Origin of the sequence: Hydrogenovibrio sp. SC-1 (assembly GCF_002848135.1) — a bacterium.
GTDB lineage: Bacteria > Pseudomonadota > Gammaproteobacteria > Thiomicrospirales > Thiomicrospiraceae > Hydrogenovibrio.
Window position 1 is genome coordinate 1 of sequence record NZ_PKGB01000018.1, and the last position, 17,721, is coordinate 17,721.

Consider the following 17,721-nt stretch of genomic DNA (forward strand, 5'->3'; position numbering starts at 1 on the left):
AACTTGACTGCGATTGAAGGATTGCAGGAACAGTTTGAAGGGTTGCAAATGGTTATCATCGAGTCGGGAGGGGATAACTTAAGTGCGACTTTTAGTCCGGAATTGTCGGATTTAACCATTTATGTGATTGATGTAGCCGCTGGAGATAAGTTGCCACGAAAAGGAGGACCAGGTATTACTCAGTCAGATTTGTTGGTCATTAATAAAATCGATTTGGCACCTTATGTCGGCGCAGACTTGGCGGTGATGGATCACGATACCAAAATTCAGCGTAAAGAGCGGCCTTACGTTTTTACTAATCTAAAGACTCAGCAAGGCGTAGATGAGATTGTTGATTTTATTGTTGATAAGGGCATGCTCTAAATGTTGGAATTCGGGCTAGTCATTATTTTTTGGTATGGAGTATTGCATGCCTTTGGCCCAGATCATTTGACTGCAATCGCAGATTTTTCCATTGGCAGGCAAAGAAAGAAAGTAATGATGGTCACCATGGGATTTGCGATCGGCCATGGGGTTAGTCTGTATCTTTTTGCTCTGCTACTGTCATCGTTGCAAGTTCCTGAAAGCTGGTTGGCTTACGGCGATGTTATTGCCTCAAGTATCATTATTTTGATGGGACTATATTTGCTTTATTTGGTGGCGACGGATCGGATTAATGTGTCTAAACATGAGCATGAAGGTAGAGAACATGTCCATGTCTGGTTTGGGAAGGAGCACCATCATAAACGACCGTTTTTTAGTTGGCTTTCTACCTCTGCTATGCTTGGTATTATGATGGGGATGGGCGGTGCACGGGGTATGCTGGTCAGTTTGTCCGCCATTTCCAGTGAAGATGTGAGCGGTTGGATGGTGTTGAGTTTCACGTTGGGGGTGGCTTTAGTGTTTATGGTTTTTGGTGCTTTGCTGGCGATTTTGAATACAAAGTTGCTGAGTTCAAAAAAATGGCTTAAAGGATCGTTTACGTTCGCGGGTCTGGTCTCTTGTTTGGTTGGTGCTCAGGTGTTTTTATAAGTTGTTGTCCATCTGCACAGGATACTTTATATTTTGCACTGTTTTTGTGCCATGCCACTCATTTGGGAGTGGTTTACAGAGTCGATAGCTCTTGTAATCATTGATGCTTGTTTTTCATTTATTTAATTTTTCTGTTAAAACAATTGCTTATCTATTAATTTATTCCCGTTAGTAAAATTGGTTTTCTATGGCATAGGTCTTGTTAGTGAATCCTAATATTGGGTGCGCCTTAGGGCGCGTTTCGTTTGGTGGCGACAGCTCTGTCGTAGAGGTTCTGTTGCTTGATAATAACGTAATCCAGTTTTTGTTCAATGAATTCAAAATTATGGGGTAAAAGTAATGAGACATGGTGATATATCCTCCAGTAACGATACAGTGGGTGTCGCGGTTGTAAACTATAAGATGCCACGGTTACATACCAAAGCAGAAGTTTTAGACAATGCCCAGAAAATCGCAGATATGATGATTGGTATGAAGCAAGGTCTACCAGGTATGGACTTGGTGATTTTTCCAGAATATTCGACTCATGGCATTATGTACGATGCAAAAGAGATGTACGACACAGCTTCGACTGTTCCTGGTGATGAGACTCGAATCTTTTCGGAAGCCTGTAAAAAAGCGAAAACTTGGGGGGTTTTCTCCTTAACTGGAGAGCAACATGAAGATCACCCTAATAAAGCCCCTTATAACACCTTGATTTTAATCAATGATCAAGGCGAAATTGTACAAAAATATCGGAAAATTATGCCGTGGTGTCCGGTTGAAGGTTGGTACCCGGGTGATAAAACCTATGTCACCGAAGGACCTAAAGGCATGATGATCAGTTTGATTATCTGCGATGATGGTAACTATCCTGAAATCTGGCGTGACTGTGCCATGAAAGGGGCTGAATTGATTGTTCGATGTCAGGGGTATATGTACCCTGCGAAAGAACAGCAAATCATGGTCTCTAAAGCCATGGCCTGGATGAACAATACTTATGTTGCCGTCGCCAACGCAAGTGGTTTTGACGGTGTTTATTCTTATTTCGGCCATTCTGCAATTGTCGGCTTCGACGGGCACACGTTAGGCGAATGTGGCGAAGAAGATTACGGAATTCAATATGCGGAACTGTCTGTTTCTCAGATTAGAGATTTTCGTAAAAACGCACAATCTCAGAACCATTTATTTAAATTATTACATCGTGGCTATACTGGTAAGATCAATTCTGGAGAAGATGATCAGGGTGTTGCCGCGTGTCCTTATGATTTCTATTCAACTTGGATTAACGATCCTGAGAAGGCTAAGGAACAGGTGGAAAAAATCACGCGTAAAACGGTTGGAACGGCTGAATGCCCGATTGATGGCATTCCAAACGAAGAGACTAAAAAAGAGCACCGCTAAGTTCAGTGGTCTGACGTTGTTTTCATGAAATATAAGCTTTTTTTGAATGATGTACGGCGTCAAATAGAACTCACCCTGTTAGTGGTTTTTGAGAAGCACCTCCGAGTGCTCTCACTTTCTGAAAAAGGAATAGTGCCAACGGTTCGCTCAGGCACTATTTTTTTGCCCGAATTCATCGAATCAGATTCTGTGCGCAAAGCACAGCAATACTTTCTCAGTGCAGCTCTTCATGGGGCAGCGCACCTTACATATTCCCAGCCATCAGATTCTTCTGGTCTTAATAATCGCCAGTTGGTGTTGAGTTCCTTAATGGAAGATGCTCGTGTCGAGTTGTTGGCTGCCCAAAAATTCCCAGGTATGTCGGCGTTTTTTAGTCGTCACTTTAATAAGCAGCCTTCTGGTTCCTTGTTGTTTGAGGAGGTGGCTTATTCAGTGGCTTATGCTTTGGCGACAAAGCAAACGGTCTTTAAAAGCCAATTTGTTTCGAAAGCGGTGAAATTGTTTAATCAGGCAATCGTTGAGGATATTCATAACCCTCAGCTTTTCAAATCAATTGGATTGGCTTTGGCTAACGATATCGGTCAAATGCGAATTAGCATGAATGAAAAAGAGACCTTTGTTCTCGTACCATATCGAGATGATAATGCTTATCTGTGGAATGATTATGAGGAAACCGATGTGCAAAATAATGAATCATCGGATGGACAGCAAACTGCCAGCGTGACCGGTATGGCTTATGATGAAGTTCTGGATGGAAGATCGGTGTCCGAGTTTAGTCATGACGCTACGTTAGATGAGGGATTGGTATTTCAGCCCGTAAAACAAGATGCACAATCCAATCTGCTGTGTCAGCCACAATTGGTGAGTGAGTTTGTGTACCCTGAATGGGATTATAAAATTGCACGTTTGAAGCGCGACTGGTGCTCATTAAATGAGATCGTTTTTGTCGATAATTCTGAAAGAGGACTGGATCATCGAGTCGATAAATATCGTTCATTCATCAAGAAGCTTCAACAAATCATTCACCCTTACCAGTCAGAAATGCATCGTCGGAAAAAGCAAGAAGATGGAAATGAGTTGGATTTTGAGGCCATTATTCAATATATGGTCGACTTTAAGATGGGTCGAGCTGGTTCAGAATCCAAAATATATATCGATCATGTTAAGGAAAGGCAGCAGGAGTTCTCTTTGTTGATTTTGCTTGATTTGTCGGAGTCTATGAATGACCTTGATGTCGACAAGGAGAAGACCTTTCTTGATTTGACATTAGATTCAACGGTGGTGCTCTCAGAGTTATTGGATTCATTGGGTCACAGTTATGCCTTACATGGCTTTAATTCAAATGGCCGTGGTGAAGTGTCATATTTTAATGTAAAGGACTTTGATCAGGCATCTGATAAATCATTGCGGTCATTAAACCAAGTTAAAGCTGGCTATTCAACTCGGATGGGCGCTGCACTTCGTCATGCTTTTTACAAAATTTCAAAACGCCGAGAGCGACATAAGTTGATCTTGGTAATTACAGATGGTCAACCGTCAGATATTGATGTCTATGATGCACAGTATTTGATCGAAGATTCTGCAATGGCTGCCAAAGAGATTGAATCAACTGGTTGTAAGTTATTTTGTTTGTCTTTGGATAAAAATGCGGATGGGTATGCGAAAAAAATATTTAGGAAGGGGCATTATGAAGTGGTCGATCATCCTGGTAAATTACCGCAAGTGCTATCCAAACTTTATTTAAAAGTGTTCAAATCTCTTTTGTCTTAATTTTTGTAAGCGTTCCATGTAATTTAACGAAAAAAGCAGCTATAAAAAACCCCACCAATAGGTGGGGCAGTTATTAATAGCTTACCTAGCTGATTTAATGACTAATCATCCAAGGTCGCATTGATGGAAACATTTTCTTTCCATCTGCAGTCCACATGAGCTTTGATTTACCTTTTTTATGATATTGGCAACCACAGCCGTGTTTGAGCTTTTCTGCATTCTCTGCACGACTGTCCACCGTCGATACCTGAGGTTCATGCTGGGCCGCTTCATTTTTTTCGATGGCATCTCGTTTTGCAGGAGCCATGTCTAAAACTTCAGGCGGAATCATAATGATTCTAGGTGATAAGGTCTGGCAATGCGGACATTGCGCTGGCTTATTGGATTCGTCCAAGGTCGCAAGTTCATAAAAGATACCATGATCTGGACACTTATAATCATAGACTGGCATTGGTAACTCCTTACTTCAAATCAGGTGCTAAAGGGACTTGGACACTATCGTCTACATGCTTTTTCGGCCCATCGGCACTTGGATTGACATCAAACTTGAAGATGTCGGTCGGTAGCCATAGTGTTGCACAAGAGTTTGGAATATCAACTACACCACTGATGTGACCTTGAACAGGTGCGGTTCCTAATAATGAATATGCTTGTGCACCAGAATACCCAAATTTCTTGAGATATTCGATCGCATTCAAGCAGGCCTGTCTATATGCGACATTGACATCAAGGTAATGTTGCTTACCTTCCTCATCAACAGAGATACCTTCAAAGATTAGATAGTCGTCGTAGCGAGGCGTAATTGGACTTGGCTTAAAGACAGGGTTTTTGATGCCATATTTTTTCATACCATCTTTTACTAGGTTGACACGAAGGTGAATCCAGCCGGCCATTTCAATTGCACCACAGAATGTAATTTCACCATCACCTTGGCTAAAGTGTAAATCTCCTACGGAAAGCCCTGCATCCTTAACGTAAACTGGGAAGTAGACTTTGGAGCCGCGAGATAAATCCTTGATGTCACAGTTACCGCCATGTTCACGTGGTGGAACGGTACGAGCACCTTCAGCTGCCGCAGATTTTGCTTCATCTGGTTTCATGCGTCCCATGTGGGCGGTTTCTGCATAAGGTAGGGCTGCTAGCGGCGGGGTGCGCTCAGGATCTGTGTCAAAGAGTTCTTTTTCACGAGTGTTCCACTCATCCAGCATTTTTTTATCTGGTAAGCACCCAATCAGGCCTGGGTGAATTAAACCGGCGAATTCAACACCTGGAATGTGACGAGACTGTGTAAACATGCCGTTGAAATCCCAAATGGTTTTTTGGGCTTCAGGGAAATGATCGGTTAAGAAACCACCACCATTTTGCTTTGAAAAGAAGCCGTTGAACCCCCACTGACTGTCGTCAAATGTTCCGATATCTAAAATATCCACTTCAAGTAAGTCGCCAGGTTCAGCGCCTTCGATTCCAACAGGACCTGATAAAAAGTGTACTTGGGTTAAGTCGACGTCACGAACGTCAGACGCATCGTCATTGTTTTCGATCTGTCCACCTGTCCAGTCCATGCATTCGATGATAAAGTCATCGCCAGGCTTAACCATTGAAACCATCGGAATGTCCGGGTGCCAACGGTTGTGGATGTTGTCATGCTCATAGGCTGATTTGTTAAGGTCAATTTTAATAATTGTTTCGGCCATAGTGGTTCTCCTGTTGTATAAATGTAACGTGGTTTAGGTTAAACAGATAAAAACGAAGAAACTTTTTCTTCATCAACTTCATTACGCGGCTGATCATGAATGATCTTGCCTTTTTCGATAACAATAATCCGATCGGCTACGTCCAGAGCAAAGCTTAAAACCTGCTCGGAAACAATGATTGATAAGCCTCTTGAGTCACGGATCTCTTTCAAGGTGTGAGCCATTTCTTTGATAATTGAAGGTTGAATCCCTTCAGTGGGCTCGTCCAATAATAGAACGTCAGGGTTGCTAGCTAGGGCTCTGGCAATCGCAAGTTGTTGTTGTTGTCCACCGGATAAGTTGCCTCCACGACGTTTTCTCATTTCACGTAATACGGGGAAGAGGTTATATAGATCTTCTGGCACTTCGGTTTCTTTGGTGCTAGTTAGGCCGGTTTCGATGTTTTCTTGAACGGTCATGGTCGAAAAGATCATTCGCCCTTGTGGAACATACCCCAAACCAGCTTTTACGCGTTCGTGGCTTTGCATTCCGAAGAGTTCTTTCTCTTCTAATTTAACGCTTCCTGATTTAGATGGAATCATTCCAATCAAGGATTTCATGAGTGTGGTTTTACCCATCCCATTACGCCCCATGACAGCGATAATTTCATTTTTTTTAAGGGAGAGGTTCAAGCCTTTGATAACTTCACTTTCTCCATAAGCCACATGCAAATCTTGTATTTCTAGCATTTTTATCTCCCTTAGTGTCCCAGGTATACTTCAATGACTTTCGGGTCGTTTTGGACTTTGTCCATTGAACCTTCGGAAAGAACCTGCCCTTGATGAAGCACGGTGACTCTGTCTGCAATTTCCTCAACAAAATGCATATCATGTTCAATAACCAGTACCGATCGATCCTTGGTGATCCGCTGCAATAATTCAGCTGTTTGCTTCCGTTCTGAAACAGACATCCCAGCGACAGGTTCATCTAGCATGAGTAATTCGGGGTCTTGGATTAACAGCATTCCAATCTCAAGCCATTGTTTTTGACCGTGACTTAAAAGGTTTGCTGGACTATTAAGTTTCTCCTGCAAGAAGATCATTTGTGCAATTTCATTGACCTTATCGATGACATCCTGGTCACGCCTGAAGGTTAGAGCGCCCCAAACTTTTTTGCCTTTTGGGTAGGAAAGCTCAAGGTTTTCGAAGACGGTCAAATCTTCATAGATTGAAGGGTTTTGAAATTTTCGGCCAACACCCGCATGAACGATTTCATGCTCTTTAAGTTTGGTCAGTTCTTTTCCTTTAAACTTGATAGAACCTGCCGTTGCACTAGTACGTCCGCAAATCAAATCCAGTACAGTTGTTTTTCCCGCCCCGTTTGGGCCGATGATGACGCGGATTTCTTGTTCTTCAATGTATAAAGACACATCATTTACCGCTTTGAAACCATCGAACGAAACGGTAAGTCCTTCAATAGTTAATACAAAGTCTTTTTGTTGGTACATGGTTTTCTCCAATACCTTGGTCATTAATTGATAATTATTTTTTGGCTTTTTTATCTTGTATGGCTTTTAACTTTTTATCTACCCAAGGCTGTACATAGCTTTCGTAGATTCCTGCCAACCCTTTAGGAAAGGCTAGTACAACGGCGATGAACATAGCTCCCATTGCGAACAGCCATAGTTCCGGATAAGATTCAGACAGAATGGTTTTTGCCCAGTTAACAATTAAAGCGCCGTAAATCGCGCCGAATATCGAAAGGTTTCCGCCGACGGCCGCAAAGATAACCATTTCAATTGACGGTACGATGCCAATCAGGGAAGGAGACATGAATCCGACTTGTAGCGTAAACATGGCACCTCCAATTGAAGAGAAAATCCCAGCAATACAGAAGATGAATATTTTGAAATTGGACACGTCGTAGCCAGAGAAGCGAACTCGATCTTCACTGTCTCTCATAGCCACCAGCAGCCGTCCCAGCTTGCTTTTACGGATGTATTGCGCCACGACTAAGGTTGCCAATAGTAAAATAACATTTATGAAATACAGTATATATTTGGCAGAATCGGTACGGATATCCCAACCAAGTAGCGTTCTAAGGTCAGTGATACCATTGACACCTCCTGTAAATCCTTGCTGTCCAATGATCAAGATTGTCAGGATAGCGGCAATTGCTTGAGTGATAATGGCGAAATAGACCCCGCCCACGCGTCGTTTAAACATTGCAGCACCGATGATGTAGGCAAACACAGTTGGTAAAGCAATGATGGCAAATAGGGTGAAACCAAAACTGTGGAAGGGTTCCCAAAACCAAGGGAGTTCCGTGAGTTGGTTCCAATCCATAAAGTCTGGTATACCCGGTGTTGACTGAATGGCTGTATTTTCAGGGCTTGAAGCTTCAAGCTTTAAAAACATCGCCATGGCGTAGCCACCTAGGCCAAAGAAAATTCCTTGACCTAAACTCAAGATACCGCCTAGTCCCCAAGAGAGAACCAGACCCAAAGCGACGAATGCAAATGTTAGATATTTTCCGATTAGATTTAATCTAAAAATATCAAACAGTATGGGTAAAGCGACCAGAAGAATCGCAGCCAAGATCAAAAATGATACGACATCATTTTTTGGGGCTAAAGAACGTAGTTTAGTTTGTAGCATCTTTTTAATTCTCCTAGCGACGAACTTTGAGTGAGAAGAGTCCTTGTGGACGCAACATTAGGATCACTATGACCGTTAATAACGTTAAGACTTTTGCCATAGACCCACTCAAGAAAAATTCCATAATGGACTGGGCCTGTGAAATACTGAATGCAGATGCGATGGTTCCAAGTAGGCTGGCTGCGCCACCGAATACCACGACCAGGAAGGTATCAACAATATATAGTTGTCCAGAAGTGGGGCCGGTTGAACCAATCATGGTGAATGTCGCTCCGGCAATACCTGCGATACCACAACCTAGCGCAAAGGTGAAGCGATCAACACGGGCTGTATCGATACCAACTGCTCCAGCCATTGCTCGGTTTTGAACGACCGCGCGGGACTGCTTTCCTTTTCTAGATTTTTGCAGGAATAAGAAAACCCCTACCGTAATGAAGAGTGTGATGACCATGACGATCATGCCATTAACAGGGACTTCAATCATTTCGCTGACTTGGAAAGAACCCATCATCCAATCAGGTAATGTTACCCCGACCTCACGAGGACCAAAAACGGTTCTATAGAGTTGTTGCAGAATTAAGCTTAACCCCCAAGTTGCCAGAAGAGTGTCAAGTGGGCGTTTGTAAAGATGTCTAATTAATGACCATTCGACTAATGCGCCAAGCAGGAAAGTGCCTATAAAGGCAAAAATGATTGCTATGAAAAAGTAGGCACCAAATAACTCTGGAATATATGTGGAGAATAGATTCGAAGTTAGGTAGGTGATATAGGCTCCCAGAATCATAAACTCTCCGTGTGCCATGTTGATCACGCCCATTTGGCCAAAAATTATTGCCAAACCAAGTGCCATGAGTAGTAATACAGAGAACAGAATAAGGCCTGAAAAGCCTTGCATCGCGAAAATTGAGCCTAGTTCAGCCCATGTATAGTCAGCAAACATTTATTTTCCCTCCTGGCAGGTAAAATAATCTAAGTAAAAAGTTGTGTGTTTTTGGGGGTGTTATGACACCTAATTAAAGACTCTATGCTGGTTTTAGAGCCTTTAATTAGGTGCAGCCCATATTTATATGGGCTGCATCCAATGAGCTTATTGGTAACCCTTAGGGAATGGGTTTGGTTCAATTAACTCTTTAGACTCATAAACTACATCAAACTGTCCATCTTTCTTAGCATGACCAATTCGCGATTTAGACCATAAGTGGTGGTTAGGGTGAACTTTTACATAGCCTTCAGGAGCGGTTGTAAGTTCGATACCAGGAAGGGTTTTACGAATCTTATCGATATCGAACGAACCTGCCTTTTCAACAGCGGCTTTCCATAACCAAGGACCTAGGTAGGCTGCTTGAGTTACGTCACCAATTACGATATCGTCTCCCCAGCGCTTCTTAAATGCTTTAACAAAAGCTTGGTTGTTGTCGTTTGGTAAGCTCTGGAAGTATTTCATTGAAGCATATAAGCCCTCAACGTTTTCACCACCAATACCTAAGATTTCATCCTCAGTTACAGATAGCGTCAGAACTAATGGTTTTTCTTTAGTTAGATCAATACCTGCTGCATTTAGCTGCTTGTAGAATGCAACGTTAGATCCACCAACAACTGTTGTAAAGATGACGTCAGGTCTCTTCAGTTTGATTTTATTGATGACTGAGTTGAACTGAGTATGTCCTAGTGGGTAGTACTCTTCACCAACCACTTTCAAGCCAAGTTTTTCGATGTGCTTGCGAGCGATTTTGTTAGACGTACGCGGCCAGATGTAGTCTGAACCCAGCAAGAAGAATTTTTTAGCACCTTTTGTTTTCTTAGCCCAGTCAATTCCTTTAAGAATCTGTTGGGTTGCTTCTTGACCTGTATAGATAACGTTAGGAGATTGCTCTAACCCTTCATAGAAGGTTGGGTAAAAAAGCATGCCATTGTATTGCTCCATAACCGGTAGAACAGCTTTTCGTGAAGCAGAGGTCCAGCAGCCCATGATTGCAGCAACCTTATCTTTAACTAGAAGTTTCTTAGCCTTTTCAGCAAAGGTTGGCCAATCACTTGCACCATCTTCTTGGATGTATTTGATCTGGCGACCTAGGACACCGCCTGAAGCATTGATTTGCTCGATAGCCAGTTTTTCTGCTTGAATGGAACCCGTTTCACTGATCGCCATCGTTCCAGTCGCTGAGTGAAGGATTCCGACCGTTACAGTATCATCTGTAACGGCTAGGCCCGTTGAGTTTACGTCAGATGCGTAAGCGCTTGTTGCAAGTAACATAGCTGCAGGAATTGCTGCCAGTCCCTTTAATAAAGTTCGACGGGTTGTCCCTGGTCGACTTGGAGAGATTGTTTTTTTCATGAAATATTAGCCTCGCTTGTTTTTGAACATTCAGGTGAATAAGGACATAAAGTCAGCTTTACAAAGCATATAATAGGCCAATAAAAAAAATCCTTTTTAAACAAGTAGATATTGGCTTACATTGGCATTTTGTTTTATCGAAAAAATATAATATGCACTTTTATTGTGCTTTGTTGCAAATAAAGTGGTGCTTTTTGGAGGTGCTAGGGCGCGTTAGATAAAAGTGAACTATGGAAATGATTTTTATTGGGGGGATAAGTTAAAAAGCAGGTAAGCCGCGTTATACCTATTGAAATTCGTTAACAAAGGATTATTGAGATGATTGATAGCGCTAATAACATTGCATTATTAGACGTTTAATTAACTTAAGTCTTTGTGTCTCAGGCTTTTGTGCGGAAGGTTTGGTTTTTACCAGCGCGTTTGGCTTGATACATGGCGTTATCTAAACGGCGGAAAATGGTATCGTAGTTATCGGGAGTTCGGTATTCGGTAACGCCAATACTAATGGTCACGGGGTGGTGGGTTAGGGTTTGTAGCTGTGGGTCTTGTTCGATTTGTTGCCGCAAGCTTTCCGCGAGAATGTAAGCTTGATCTTCAGTTGTTCCAGGTAGGGCAATAACGAATTCTTCGCCTCCCCAGCGGGCAATGAGGTCTTCTTTACGGAATCGTTGTTTGAGTAGTTCTGCGACCCGCATCAAGGCTTGGTCGCCCGATTGGTGCCCGAATTGATCGTTAATGGTTTTGAAATTGTCGATATCGAAAAAGATGAGACCTAAAGGTTGATTATGACGTTTGGTAAGCGCTAGCAAACTTTCAAAATCATCGTTAAAGGCGCGCCGATTTTTAAGCTGGGTTAGCGTGTCGTTGCGTGCTAGAAACTGCAGTTTTTTGTTAAATCGACGAACCATCGTTAAAATAATGAGTGTAATGATGAGGGTGATGACTAGCGAAATACTGAGGTTGACCAGGAAGGTTTGGCGAACGTCTTTGGTAAAGTCGTCTAGTTTGGCTTGCACGATTAAATAGGCATTAAGTTCGGGGATGAATTGGGATTTTAATAAATACTGTTCATCTTGATCACTGTATTCTAATGTTTGGCTTTGGTCGGCTAAAATTCGATCTTTTAGGGCATAAAGCTGAGGGTTGTCGGAGAGGTTTTGCATAGCGATGGTGTCGCGTTCGCGCAGAATAATCTCTCCATTTGGATCAATAAAGAAGACAGTGAATTGATATTTTTCGCGGAACAATTTTAAGATGCTGTCAATATAGGACATTTCCATGCCGATGCCGGTCGCGCCAAGTAGCTTTTGGTCTTGATCAAAAATTTTGTGGTTGATAAACATAATCATTGAATTGTGAAGCTGGTCGTTATAGTCGAGATTAATTTCGTGATGTTTAGATTGTTCTTTAAAGCGAAAATACCACGCGTTGTCTGGGTCTGCTGTACTGAGTTTTTCTACAAAACCCTGTTGAGAGTAATAGTTTTGTGTTTTCTCAGAAACTAGAAAAGTGAGAAACATGCCATACTTTTGTTGAATTGAGGCGAGGTAGGTTCGGATTTTGGTTTGGTCATCTTCTTGGTGATGTAGCCAGTCTTTTACAAAGGTGTCGTGCGCCATCATTGACGAAATCAGGTTAGGCTCAATAATATTGCGTTGGATTTCGGTGTAGATGTTTTCGACGGATAGCGGTAGCGAGCGGTTTTTTAATTCATATTGCTTGGCATTCAGTGAGACAACGAAATTGATTAATGAAATTGAAATCGATAGCACTAGCAGTAAGCTGGTAATGATAATGACGATTTTTGAATTGGCATTGAATTTCATTGTTGCTAACCATTGTGCCTTATATTATTTGGGGAACAAGCAGAGCTGTCATGAGTGCTGTTCAGCTTGACGCGTTTCAGTCATTCTATACCAATTTGTTGATAAGAAACCAGCGGTTTTTGGGTTGATCAGCTTTAGCGGCGCTAATTTTGACCAGGCCTGGTTGTTTTAGGTGCTGGAAACCAGTCACTGGTCTTGCCTGTCCAGTAATAAACAGTAAGACCAATCCATTCTTTCCAGCCTGGCTCGATCGTTTCGAGATGCCCTGCCGTGTCAAAATCAAAGCCTCTATAGTCAGCATGGCTGGAACGATAATCAACAGGATAGGGGATGACATCAATATCGAGTTTGCGAGCAATGCCAATCGCGCGAGGCATATGAAATGCCGAGGTGACCACAAAATAGCGACCATTGGGTGTTGGCAGTAGGGGCGTGGTGAATTTGAAGTTTTCATAGGTATTGCGGGATTTCGATTCGATAATCAAACGCTGTGGCGCTATACCCAGTACGGTGAGCAGCTTTTTCGCTAAACTGCCTTCGCCTTGGGTATTCTGCAACTGTACCGAGCCGCTGCCCCCAGTAAAAATAACAGGAGCGGTTGGATAGTGATTAGCCAGTTCTTTTGCGCCAATATAACGATCGCCACCACTGCCGAGTTCGGGTCGGTTCCAACTCAGACTACGTTGCAGATCTTCGCCACCGCCTAGAATAATAATGCCATCAATATGGCTCGGAAGCGGCTTGGGCGTTTCAAATCGTTTTTCCAATGGCTGTATGACAAAATCTCCGATGGGATAAATCCATACTGTCAAAGCAGCAATGCTGGTAGGAATAAGAAAGAATTTGGCTAGTCTAAGTCGGTTCTTGATTAAAAAAAGCGTGCCAAGCATTGCAAAAATAAGGATGAGATTAATCGGGCTTAACAATGCCCAGGCCAGCTTTGACATCAAAAAGAAGAGCGTATCGGTGTTCAAAATGGAGGTTCCTTAAGAGGTTAGGCTTTTGCAATCAGGGTTTGATTACGGCCTTTGGCTTTAGCTTCGTAAACGGCGCGATCCGCACTTTGAAACAGTTGAAAAGGGGTGTCGCCGTGGGTGGGGTAAGCACTCAGGCCAATACTGATGGTAACGGGCGAGAGGTTATGTTCCGCCCAGTTGATTTGCTTTAAGGTTTGATGCCATTTGTTGGTGACAATCAGGCTATTATCCAATTCGGTTTCGGGTAACAGTATGACAAATTCTTCACCACCCCAACGATATAAATAATCACTGCCGCGTAAACTTTCTCGCAGAACTTGGGTTATTAGAATGAGTACTTCATCCCCTTTTTGGTGGCCGTAAATATCATTCACTTCTTTAAAGTTGTCAAAGTCGATCACGGCAAATGTCAGTGGGGTTTGCTTACGTTTTGCCATGGCTAATAAATAGGCAGCATGTTCTTCGCCAGCACGTCGGTTTGGCAGTTGCGTTAAGGCATCATGTGAGGCTAGGCGTTGCAGTTGCTCTTCCAATTGTTTCCGCTCGGTAATGTCTTGTACCATGCCTGCTACATGAGTAGGATTACCTTTGTCATCACGCTCACAAACCTTACCTTGGTCATGCACCCAAACAACATGGCCATTACGATTGAGTAGACGATATTCGGCTTCGTACTGGCTACGGCGACCTTGGATGTGGTCTTTTAAAGTGGTGATCACCCTGTCAATGTCCTCTGGATGCACATTGTTGCTCCAGGATTCCAGTGTGGGTGGCATTTCGTCTGGGCCGTAACCGAGCATTTTTTTGAGTTGTGGGCTAAAGAAAACATGGTCTGTCGCCAACTCCCACTCCCAAATGCCGTCCGAGGCTTCGTTGAGTGCAAACCAAATATTGTGGTTACGTGACTGCATATCTTTTTCAAGGGCGAGGCGATTATTGATATTGCGGGCGACTGACAAAAAATATAAATGGCCCTGGTAGCTAAAATGGGTGGTAATCACTTCGATGGCAATTTCGCCCTTCTTTTTATGACGGTGACGTCCAACAAAGGTATAGCCATTATTATCCAAGATCACTTGTCGGACTTCTTGCCATTGGGGTAGGCCTTGAACATCTTTTTGCAGGCTTAAAACAGATTGGTTCAGAATTTCCTTTTTTTCAAATCCCAGCTCAATATAGCCGGAGCGATTGCACCAAAGAATTCTTGAGGTCTCTGGGTCAATTAAATAAACGCAATCAAGCATGTGATCGAAAAGGGTGGACAGTTCTTTGGTCTGAAGCTTTAACACGGATGGATTCCTGTTGCACGGGTTAGGCTGTTGTAATGTTCGGTTTTATTGTCCTATACTAATCTTTTAGTATTCTACTCACTTTTTATTCATATTTAAGTTTTGTTTTATCAATAATCGGCTCGGCTATTGAATTATTTGTTTTTGGCCTTATTAGTTTGTTAATCAAATAATGCAGTTAAGTGAAAGGCTTAACGCGATCAGTTTATGAGGGTTTTAAATATGATGGATAAATTTACCGCTCAATTTCAGTCAGCTTTAGCGGAAGCACAATCGATCGCCTTGGGGTTAGAGAACCAGTTTATTGAGCCTGTGCATATTTTGTCAGCCTTAATCAACGGGCAAACGTCTCTGCTGCAACTGGCTGGCATGGATATCGCCCATCTAAAGCAAGCAGTTGAAGACAAGCTGCAAACCTTACCTAAGGTTTCAGGGCATGGCGGTGATGTGCAGTTGTCTCAGAGTGCCGGTCGGGTACTGAATTTAATGAATCAATTTGCGCAAAAGAAAGGCGATGCTTATATTGCCAGTGAACTATTTTATTTAGCGGCATTGCAGTCCAATGATTTGGTCAAAGAATTATTAAGAACGGCTGGGGCAACTGAGCAAGCCATTGAAGCCGCCATTGAAAAAGTAAGAGGGGGTGAATCCGTGCAAGACCAGAATGCAGAAGAAAACCGACAAGCGTTAGATAAATATACCTTAGATTTAACCGAACGTGCGCGTAATGGGAAGTTAGATCCTGTGATTGGTCGTGATGATGAAATTCGTCGGGCGGTGCAGGTGTTGCAGCGCCGTACCAAAAATAATCCAGTCTTAATTGGTGAACCGGGCGTTGGGAAAACCGCAATTGTTGAGGGACTCGCACAGCGTATTGTCAATGGTGAAGTGCCTGAGGGGTTGAAAAATAAGCGCCTATTGTCACTGGATTTGGCCGGTTTATTGGCGGGTGCTAAATATCGAGGCGAATTTGAAGAGCGCTTAAAAGCCTTGTTAAAAGACTTAGAAAAGCAAGAAGGCTCGGTGATTTTATTTATTGATGAAATCCATACCATGGTTGGCGCGGGTAAAACCGAAGGCTCTATGGATGCTGGTAATATGCTGAAACCCGCTTTGGCTCGGGGTGAATTGCATTGTATTGGTGCCACTACGCTGGATGAATATCGTGAAAACATTGAGAAGGATGCGGCTTTGGAACGTCGTTTTCAAAAGGTATTGGTGGATGAACCAACCGAAGAAGATACGATTGCAATTTTGCGCGGCCTAAAAGAGCGTTATGAAGTGCATCATGGGGTGGCAATTACCGACCCTGCGATTATCGCGGCGGCGCATTTGTCGCAACGTTATATTGCCGACCGTCAGTTACCTGATAAGGCGATTGATTTAATTGATGAAGCGGCATCGCGTATTCGGATGGAAATCGATTCGAAGCCGGAAGAAATGGATAAATTGGATCGTCGATTGATTCAGCTCAAAATTGAGCGTGAAGCTTTGAAAAAGGAAAAAGATGAGGCGTCTAAGAAACGGTTAGGGGTGTTGCAAGAATCCATTGATGAGATGGAAAAGACCTATGCTGATTTAGAAGAAGTCTGGAAAAAAGACAAAGCGGCGCTACAAGGTGCGAAGCAGTTTAAAGAGGAATTGGATAAGGCACGTATTGAAATGGATGCAGCGCATCGTGAAGGCAACTTGGGCAGAATGTCAGAATTACAATATGGCGTGATTCCTGAATTGGAAGCCAAAATCCGTGAGGCGGAAGCCGCGGAAGGGGAAGACGATGGTCAAATGCATTTATTGCGCAATAAAGTGACCGAAGAAGAAATTGCTGAAGTGGTGGCGCGTTGGACGGGCATTCCGATTTCCAGAATGTTGGAAGGCGAGCGTGATAAGTTGTTGCGTATGGAAGAAGCGATTGGTCAAAAAGTGATTGGTCAATCCGAGGCAGTGGTCGCAGTGTCAGATGCGATTCGTCGTTCACGTGCGGGCTTGTCAGATCCGAATCGTCCGAATGGTTCCTTCTTGTTTTTGGGGCCAACAGGGGTTGGGAAAACTGAATTGACAAAAGCCTTAGCCGATTTCTTGTTTGATACAACCGATGCGATTGTGCGATTGGATATGTCTGAGTTTATGGAGAAACATTCGGTAGCACGTTTAATTGGAGCGCCTCCGGGGTATGTCGGATATGAACAAGGCGGGTATTTAACTGAGGCAGTGCGTCGTAAACCTTATTCGGTCATCTTATTGGATGAGGTGGAAAAAGCGCATCCGGATGTCTTCAATATTCTATTGCAAGTATTGGATGATGGGCGTTTAACCGATGGTCAAGGCCGCACGGTAGACTTTAAAAATACCGTGATTGTTATGACCTCCAACTTAGGGTCGCACATCATTCAGGAAAAGGCGGGAACCGCGACATACGATGAAATGAAGCAGGATGTGATGACGGTAGTCGGCGGTCATTTTAGACCGGAATTTATTAACCGGATTGATGATATTGTGGTGTTCCATCCATTGGATCAAGCCCAAATTCGGTCGATCGCTAATATTCAATTGAATCACTTGCGGAGTCGTTTGGCCGATAATGACATGGCGCTGGAAGTCTCGGATGCCGTGTTGGATAAAATTGCTGAAGTTGGATTTGATCCAGTGTATGGCGCACGTCCATTAAAACGGGCGGTTCAGCAGTTGGTTGAAAATACCTTGGCGCAAAGATTATTGAAAGGGGAATTTGCCAGCGGTGACACCATTCACATCGGCCTAACGGATGGTGAAATTGATTTTCATTAAGATTAATTTGTTA

Annotated in this window: 15 protein-coding genes; 5 read left to right on the forward strand and 10 right to left on the reverse strand. The window is 43.0% G+C overall.

Annotated elements, in window-relative coordinates; all coding sequences use genetic code 11:
• From CYQ88_RS09425 to CYQ88_RS09440, 4 genes are all read left to right on the forward strand, one after another.
• Positions 1-363: GTP-binding protein (locus tag CYQ88_RS09425; RefSeq protein WP_143483782.1), on the forward strand; the 363-nt coding region annotated here is incomplete at its 5' end.
• Positions 364-1,011 carry a hypothetical protein gene (locus CYQ88_RS09430; RefSeq protein ID WP_101841108.1) on the forward strand — a complete coding sequence of 216 codons (648 nt, stop codon included), beginning with the start codon at positions 364-366 and terminating at the stop codon, positions 1,009-1,011. It abuts the gene before it with no gap.
• A 339-nt stretch (positions 1,012-1,350) separates the two neighbouring features.
• A complete protein-coding gene (locus CYQ88_RS09435) occupies positions 1,351-2,394 on the forward strand; it encodes an aliphatic amidase (protein ID WP_101841109.1) in 1,044 nt (347 codons plus the stop codon).
• Between the two features lie 24 nt (positions 2,395-2,418).
• On the forward strand, positions 2,419-4,164 hold the full coding sequence (locus tag CYQ88_RS09440) for a nitric oxide reductase activation protein NorD (protein WP_101841110.1): 1,746 nt from the start codon (positions 2,419-2,421) through the stop codon (positions 4,162-4,164).
• A gap of 94 nt (positions 4,165-4,258) precedes the next feature.
• On the opposite strand, the gene CYQ88_RS09445 is transcribed toward CYQ88_RS09440, so the two are convergent.
• The 10 genes from CYQ88_RS09445 to CYQ88_RS09490 form a co-directional block, all read right to left on the reverse strand.
• Entirely contained in the window at positions 4,259-4,615 is a 357-nt protein-coding gene (locus CYQ88_RS09445; protein WP_101841111.1) for a zinc ribbon domain-containing protein, read from the reverse strand.
• A gap of 10 nt (positions 4,616-4,625) precedes the next feature.
• Positions 4,626-5,858 (reverse strand): formamidase, encoded by a 1,233-nt coding sequence (gene fmdA, locus CYQ88_RS09450; protein ID WP_101841112.1) that lies wholly within the window; start codon positions 5,856-5,858, stop codon positions 4,626-4,628.
• Positions 5,859-5,896: 38 nt separating this feature from the next.
• On the reverse strand, positions 5,897-6,586 hold the full coding sequence (urtE, locus tag CYQ88_RS09455; RefSeq protein ID WP_101841113.1) for an urea ABC transporter ATP-binding subunit UrtE: 690 nt from the start codon (positions 6,584-6,586) through the stop codon (positions 5,897-5,899).
• Positions 6,587-6,597: 11 nt separating this feature from the next.
• On the reverse strand, positions 6,598-7,344 hold the full coding sequence (gene urtD, locus CYQ88_RS09460) for an urea ABC transporter ATP-binding protein UrtD (RefSeq protein WP_101841114.1): 747 nt from the start codon (positions 7,342-7,344) through the stop codon (positions 6,598-6,600).
• Between the two features lie 34 nt (positions 7,345-7,378).
• On the reverse strand, positions 7,379-8,494 hold the full coding sequence (urtC, locus tag CYQ88_RS09465) for an urea ABC transporter permease subunit UrtC (RefSeq protein WP_101841115.1): 1,116 nt from the start codon (positions 8,492-8,494) through the stop codon (positions 7,379-7,381).
• Between the two features lie 13 nt (positions 8,495-8,507).
• Entirely contained in the window at positions 8,508-9,434 is a 927-nt protein-coding gene (urtB, locus tag CYQ88_RS09470; protein WP_101841116.1) for an urea ABC transporter permease subunit UrtB, read from the reverse strand.
• Between the two features lie 147 nt (positions 9,435-9,581).
• Positions 9,582-10,829, reverse strand: a complete 1,248-nt coding sequence (gene urtA / locus CYQ88_RS09475; RefSeq protein ID WP_101841117.1) for an urea ABC transporter substrate-binding protein — start codon at positions 10,827-10,829, stop codon at positions 9,582-9,584.
• A 380-nt stretch (positions 10,830-11,209) separates the two neighbouring features.
• Entirely contained in the window at positions 11,210-12,655 is a 1,446-nt protein-coding gene (locus CYQ88_RS09480) for a sensor domain-containing diguanylate cyclase (protein ID WP_101841118.1), read from the reverse strand.
• Positions 12,656-12,798: 143 nt separating this feature from the next.
• A complete protein-coding gene (locus tag CYQ88_RS09485) occupies positions 12,799-13,629 on the reverse strand; it encodes a YdcF family protein (RefSeq protein ID WP_369827562.1) in 831 nt (276 codons plus the stop codon).
• Between the two features lie 20 nt (positions 13,630-13,649).
• On the reverse strand, positions 13,650-14,921 hold the full coding sequence (locus CYQ88_RS09490; protein ID WP_199170188.1) for a sensor domain-containing diguanylate cyclase: 1,272 nt from the start codon (positions 14,919-14,921) through the stop codon (positions 13,650-13,652).
• Positions 14,922-15,143: 222 nt separating this feature from the next.
• On the opposite strand from CYQ88_RS09490, the gene clpB reads away from it, so the two are divergent.
• On the forward strand, positions 15,144-17,708 hold the full coding sequence (clpB, locus tag CYQ88_RS09495) for an ATP-dependent chaperone ClpB (RefSeq protein ID WP_101841119.1): 2,565 nt from the start codon (positions 15,144-15,146) through the stop codon (positions 17,706-17,708).
• The last annotated feature ends 13 nt before the right edge of the window (positions 17,709-17,721 follow it).

What these genes read in the sequence shown, in the direction of transcription:
- CYQ88_RS09430 (WP_101841108.1), top strand. Translation starts at nt 364, where the DNA reads ATGTTGGAATTCGGGCTAGTCATTATTTTTTGGTATGGAGTATTGCAT.
- CYQ88_RS09435 (WP_101841109.1), top strand. Translation starts at nt 1,351, where the DNA reads ATGAGACATGGTGATATATCCTCCAGTAACGATACAGTGGGTGTCGCG.
- CYQ88_RS09440 (WP_101841110.1), top strand. Translation starts at nt 2,419, where the DNA reads ATGAAATATAAGCTTTTTTTGAATGATGTACGGCGTCAAATAGAACTC.
- CYQ88_RS09445 (WP_101841111.1), bottom strand. Translation starts at nt 4,615, where the DNA reads ATGCCAGTCTATGATTATAAGTGTCCAGATCATGGTATCTTTTATGAA.
- fmdA (WP_101841112.1), bottom strand. Translation starts at nt 5,858, where the DNA reads ATGGCCGAAACAATTATTAAAATTGACCTTAACAAATCAGCCTATGAG.
- urtE (WP_101841113.1), bottom strand. Translation starts at nt 6,586, where the DNA reads ATGCTAGAAATACAAGATTTGCATGTGGCTTATGGAGAAAGTGAAGTT.
- urtD (WP_101841114.1), bottom strand. Translation starts at nt 7,344, where the DNA reads ATGTACCAACAAAAAGACTTTGTATTAACTATTGAAGGACTTACCGTT.
- urtC (WP_101841115.1), bottom strand. Translation starts at nt 8,494, where the DNA reads ATGCTACAAACTAAACTACGTTCTTTAGCCCCAAAAAATGATGTCGTA.
- urtB (WP_101841116.1), bottom strand. Translation starts at nt 9,434, where the DNA reads ATGTTTGCTGACTATACATGGGCTGAACTAGGCTCAATTTTCGCGATG.
- urtA (WP_101841117.1), bottom strand. Translation starts at nt 10,829, where the DNA reads ATGAAAAAAACAATCTCTCCAAGTCGACCAGGGACAACCCGTCGAACT.
- CYQ88_RS09480 (WP_101841118.1), bottom strand. Translation starts at nt 12,655, where the DNA reads ATGAAATTCAATGCCAATTCAAAAATCGTCATTATCATTACCAGCTTA.
- clpB (WP_101841119.1), top strand. Translation starts at nt 15,144, where the DNA reads ATGATGGATAAATTTACCGCTCAATTTCAGTCAGCTTTAGCGGAAGCA.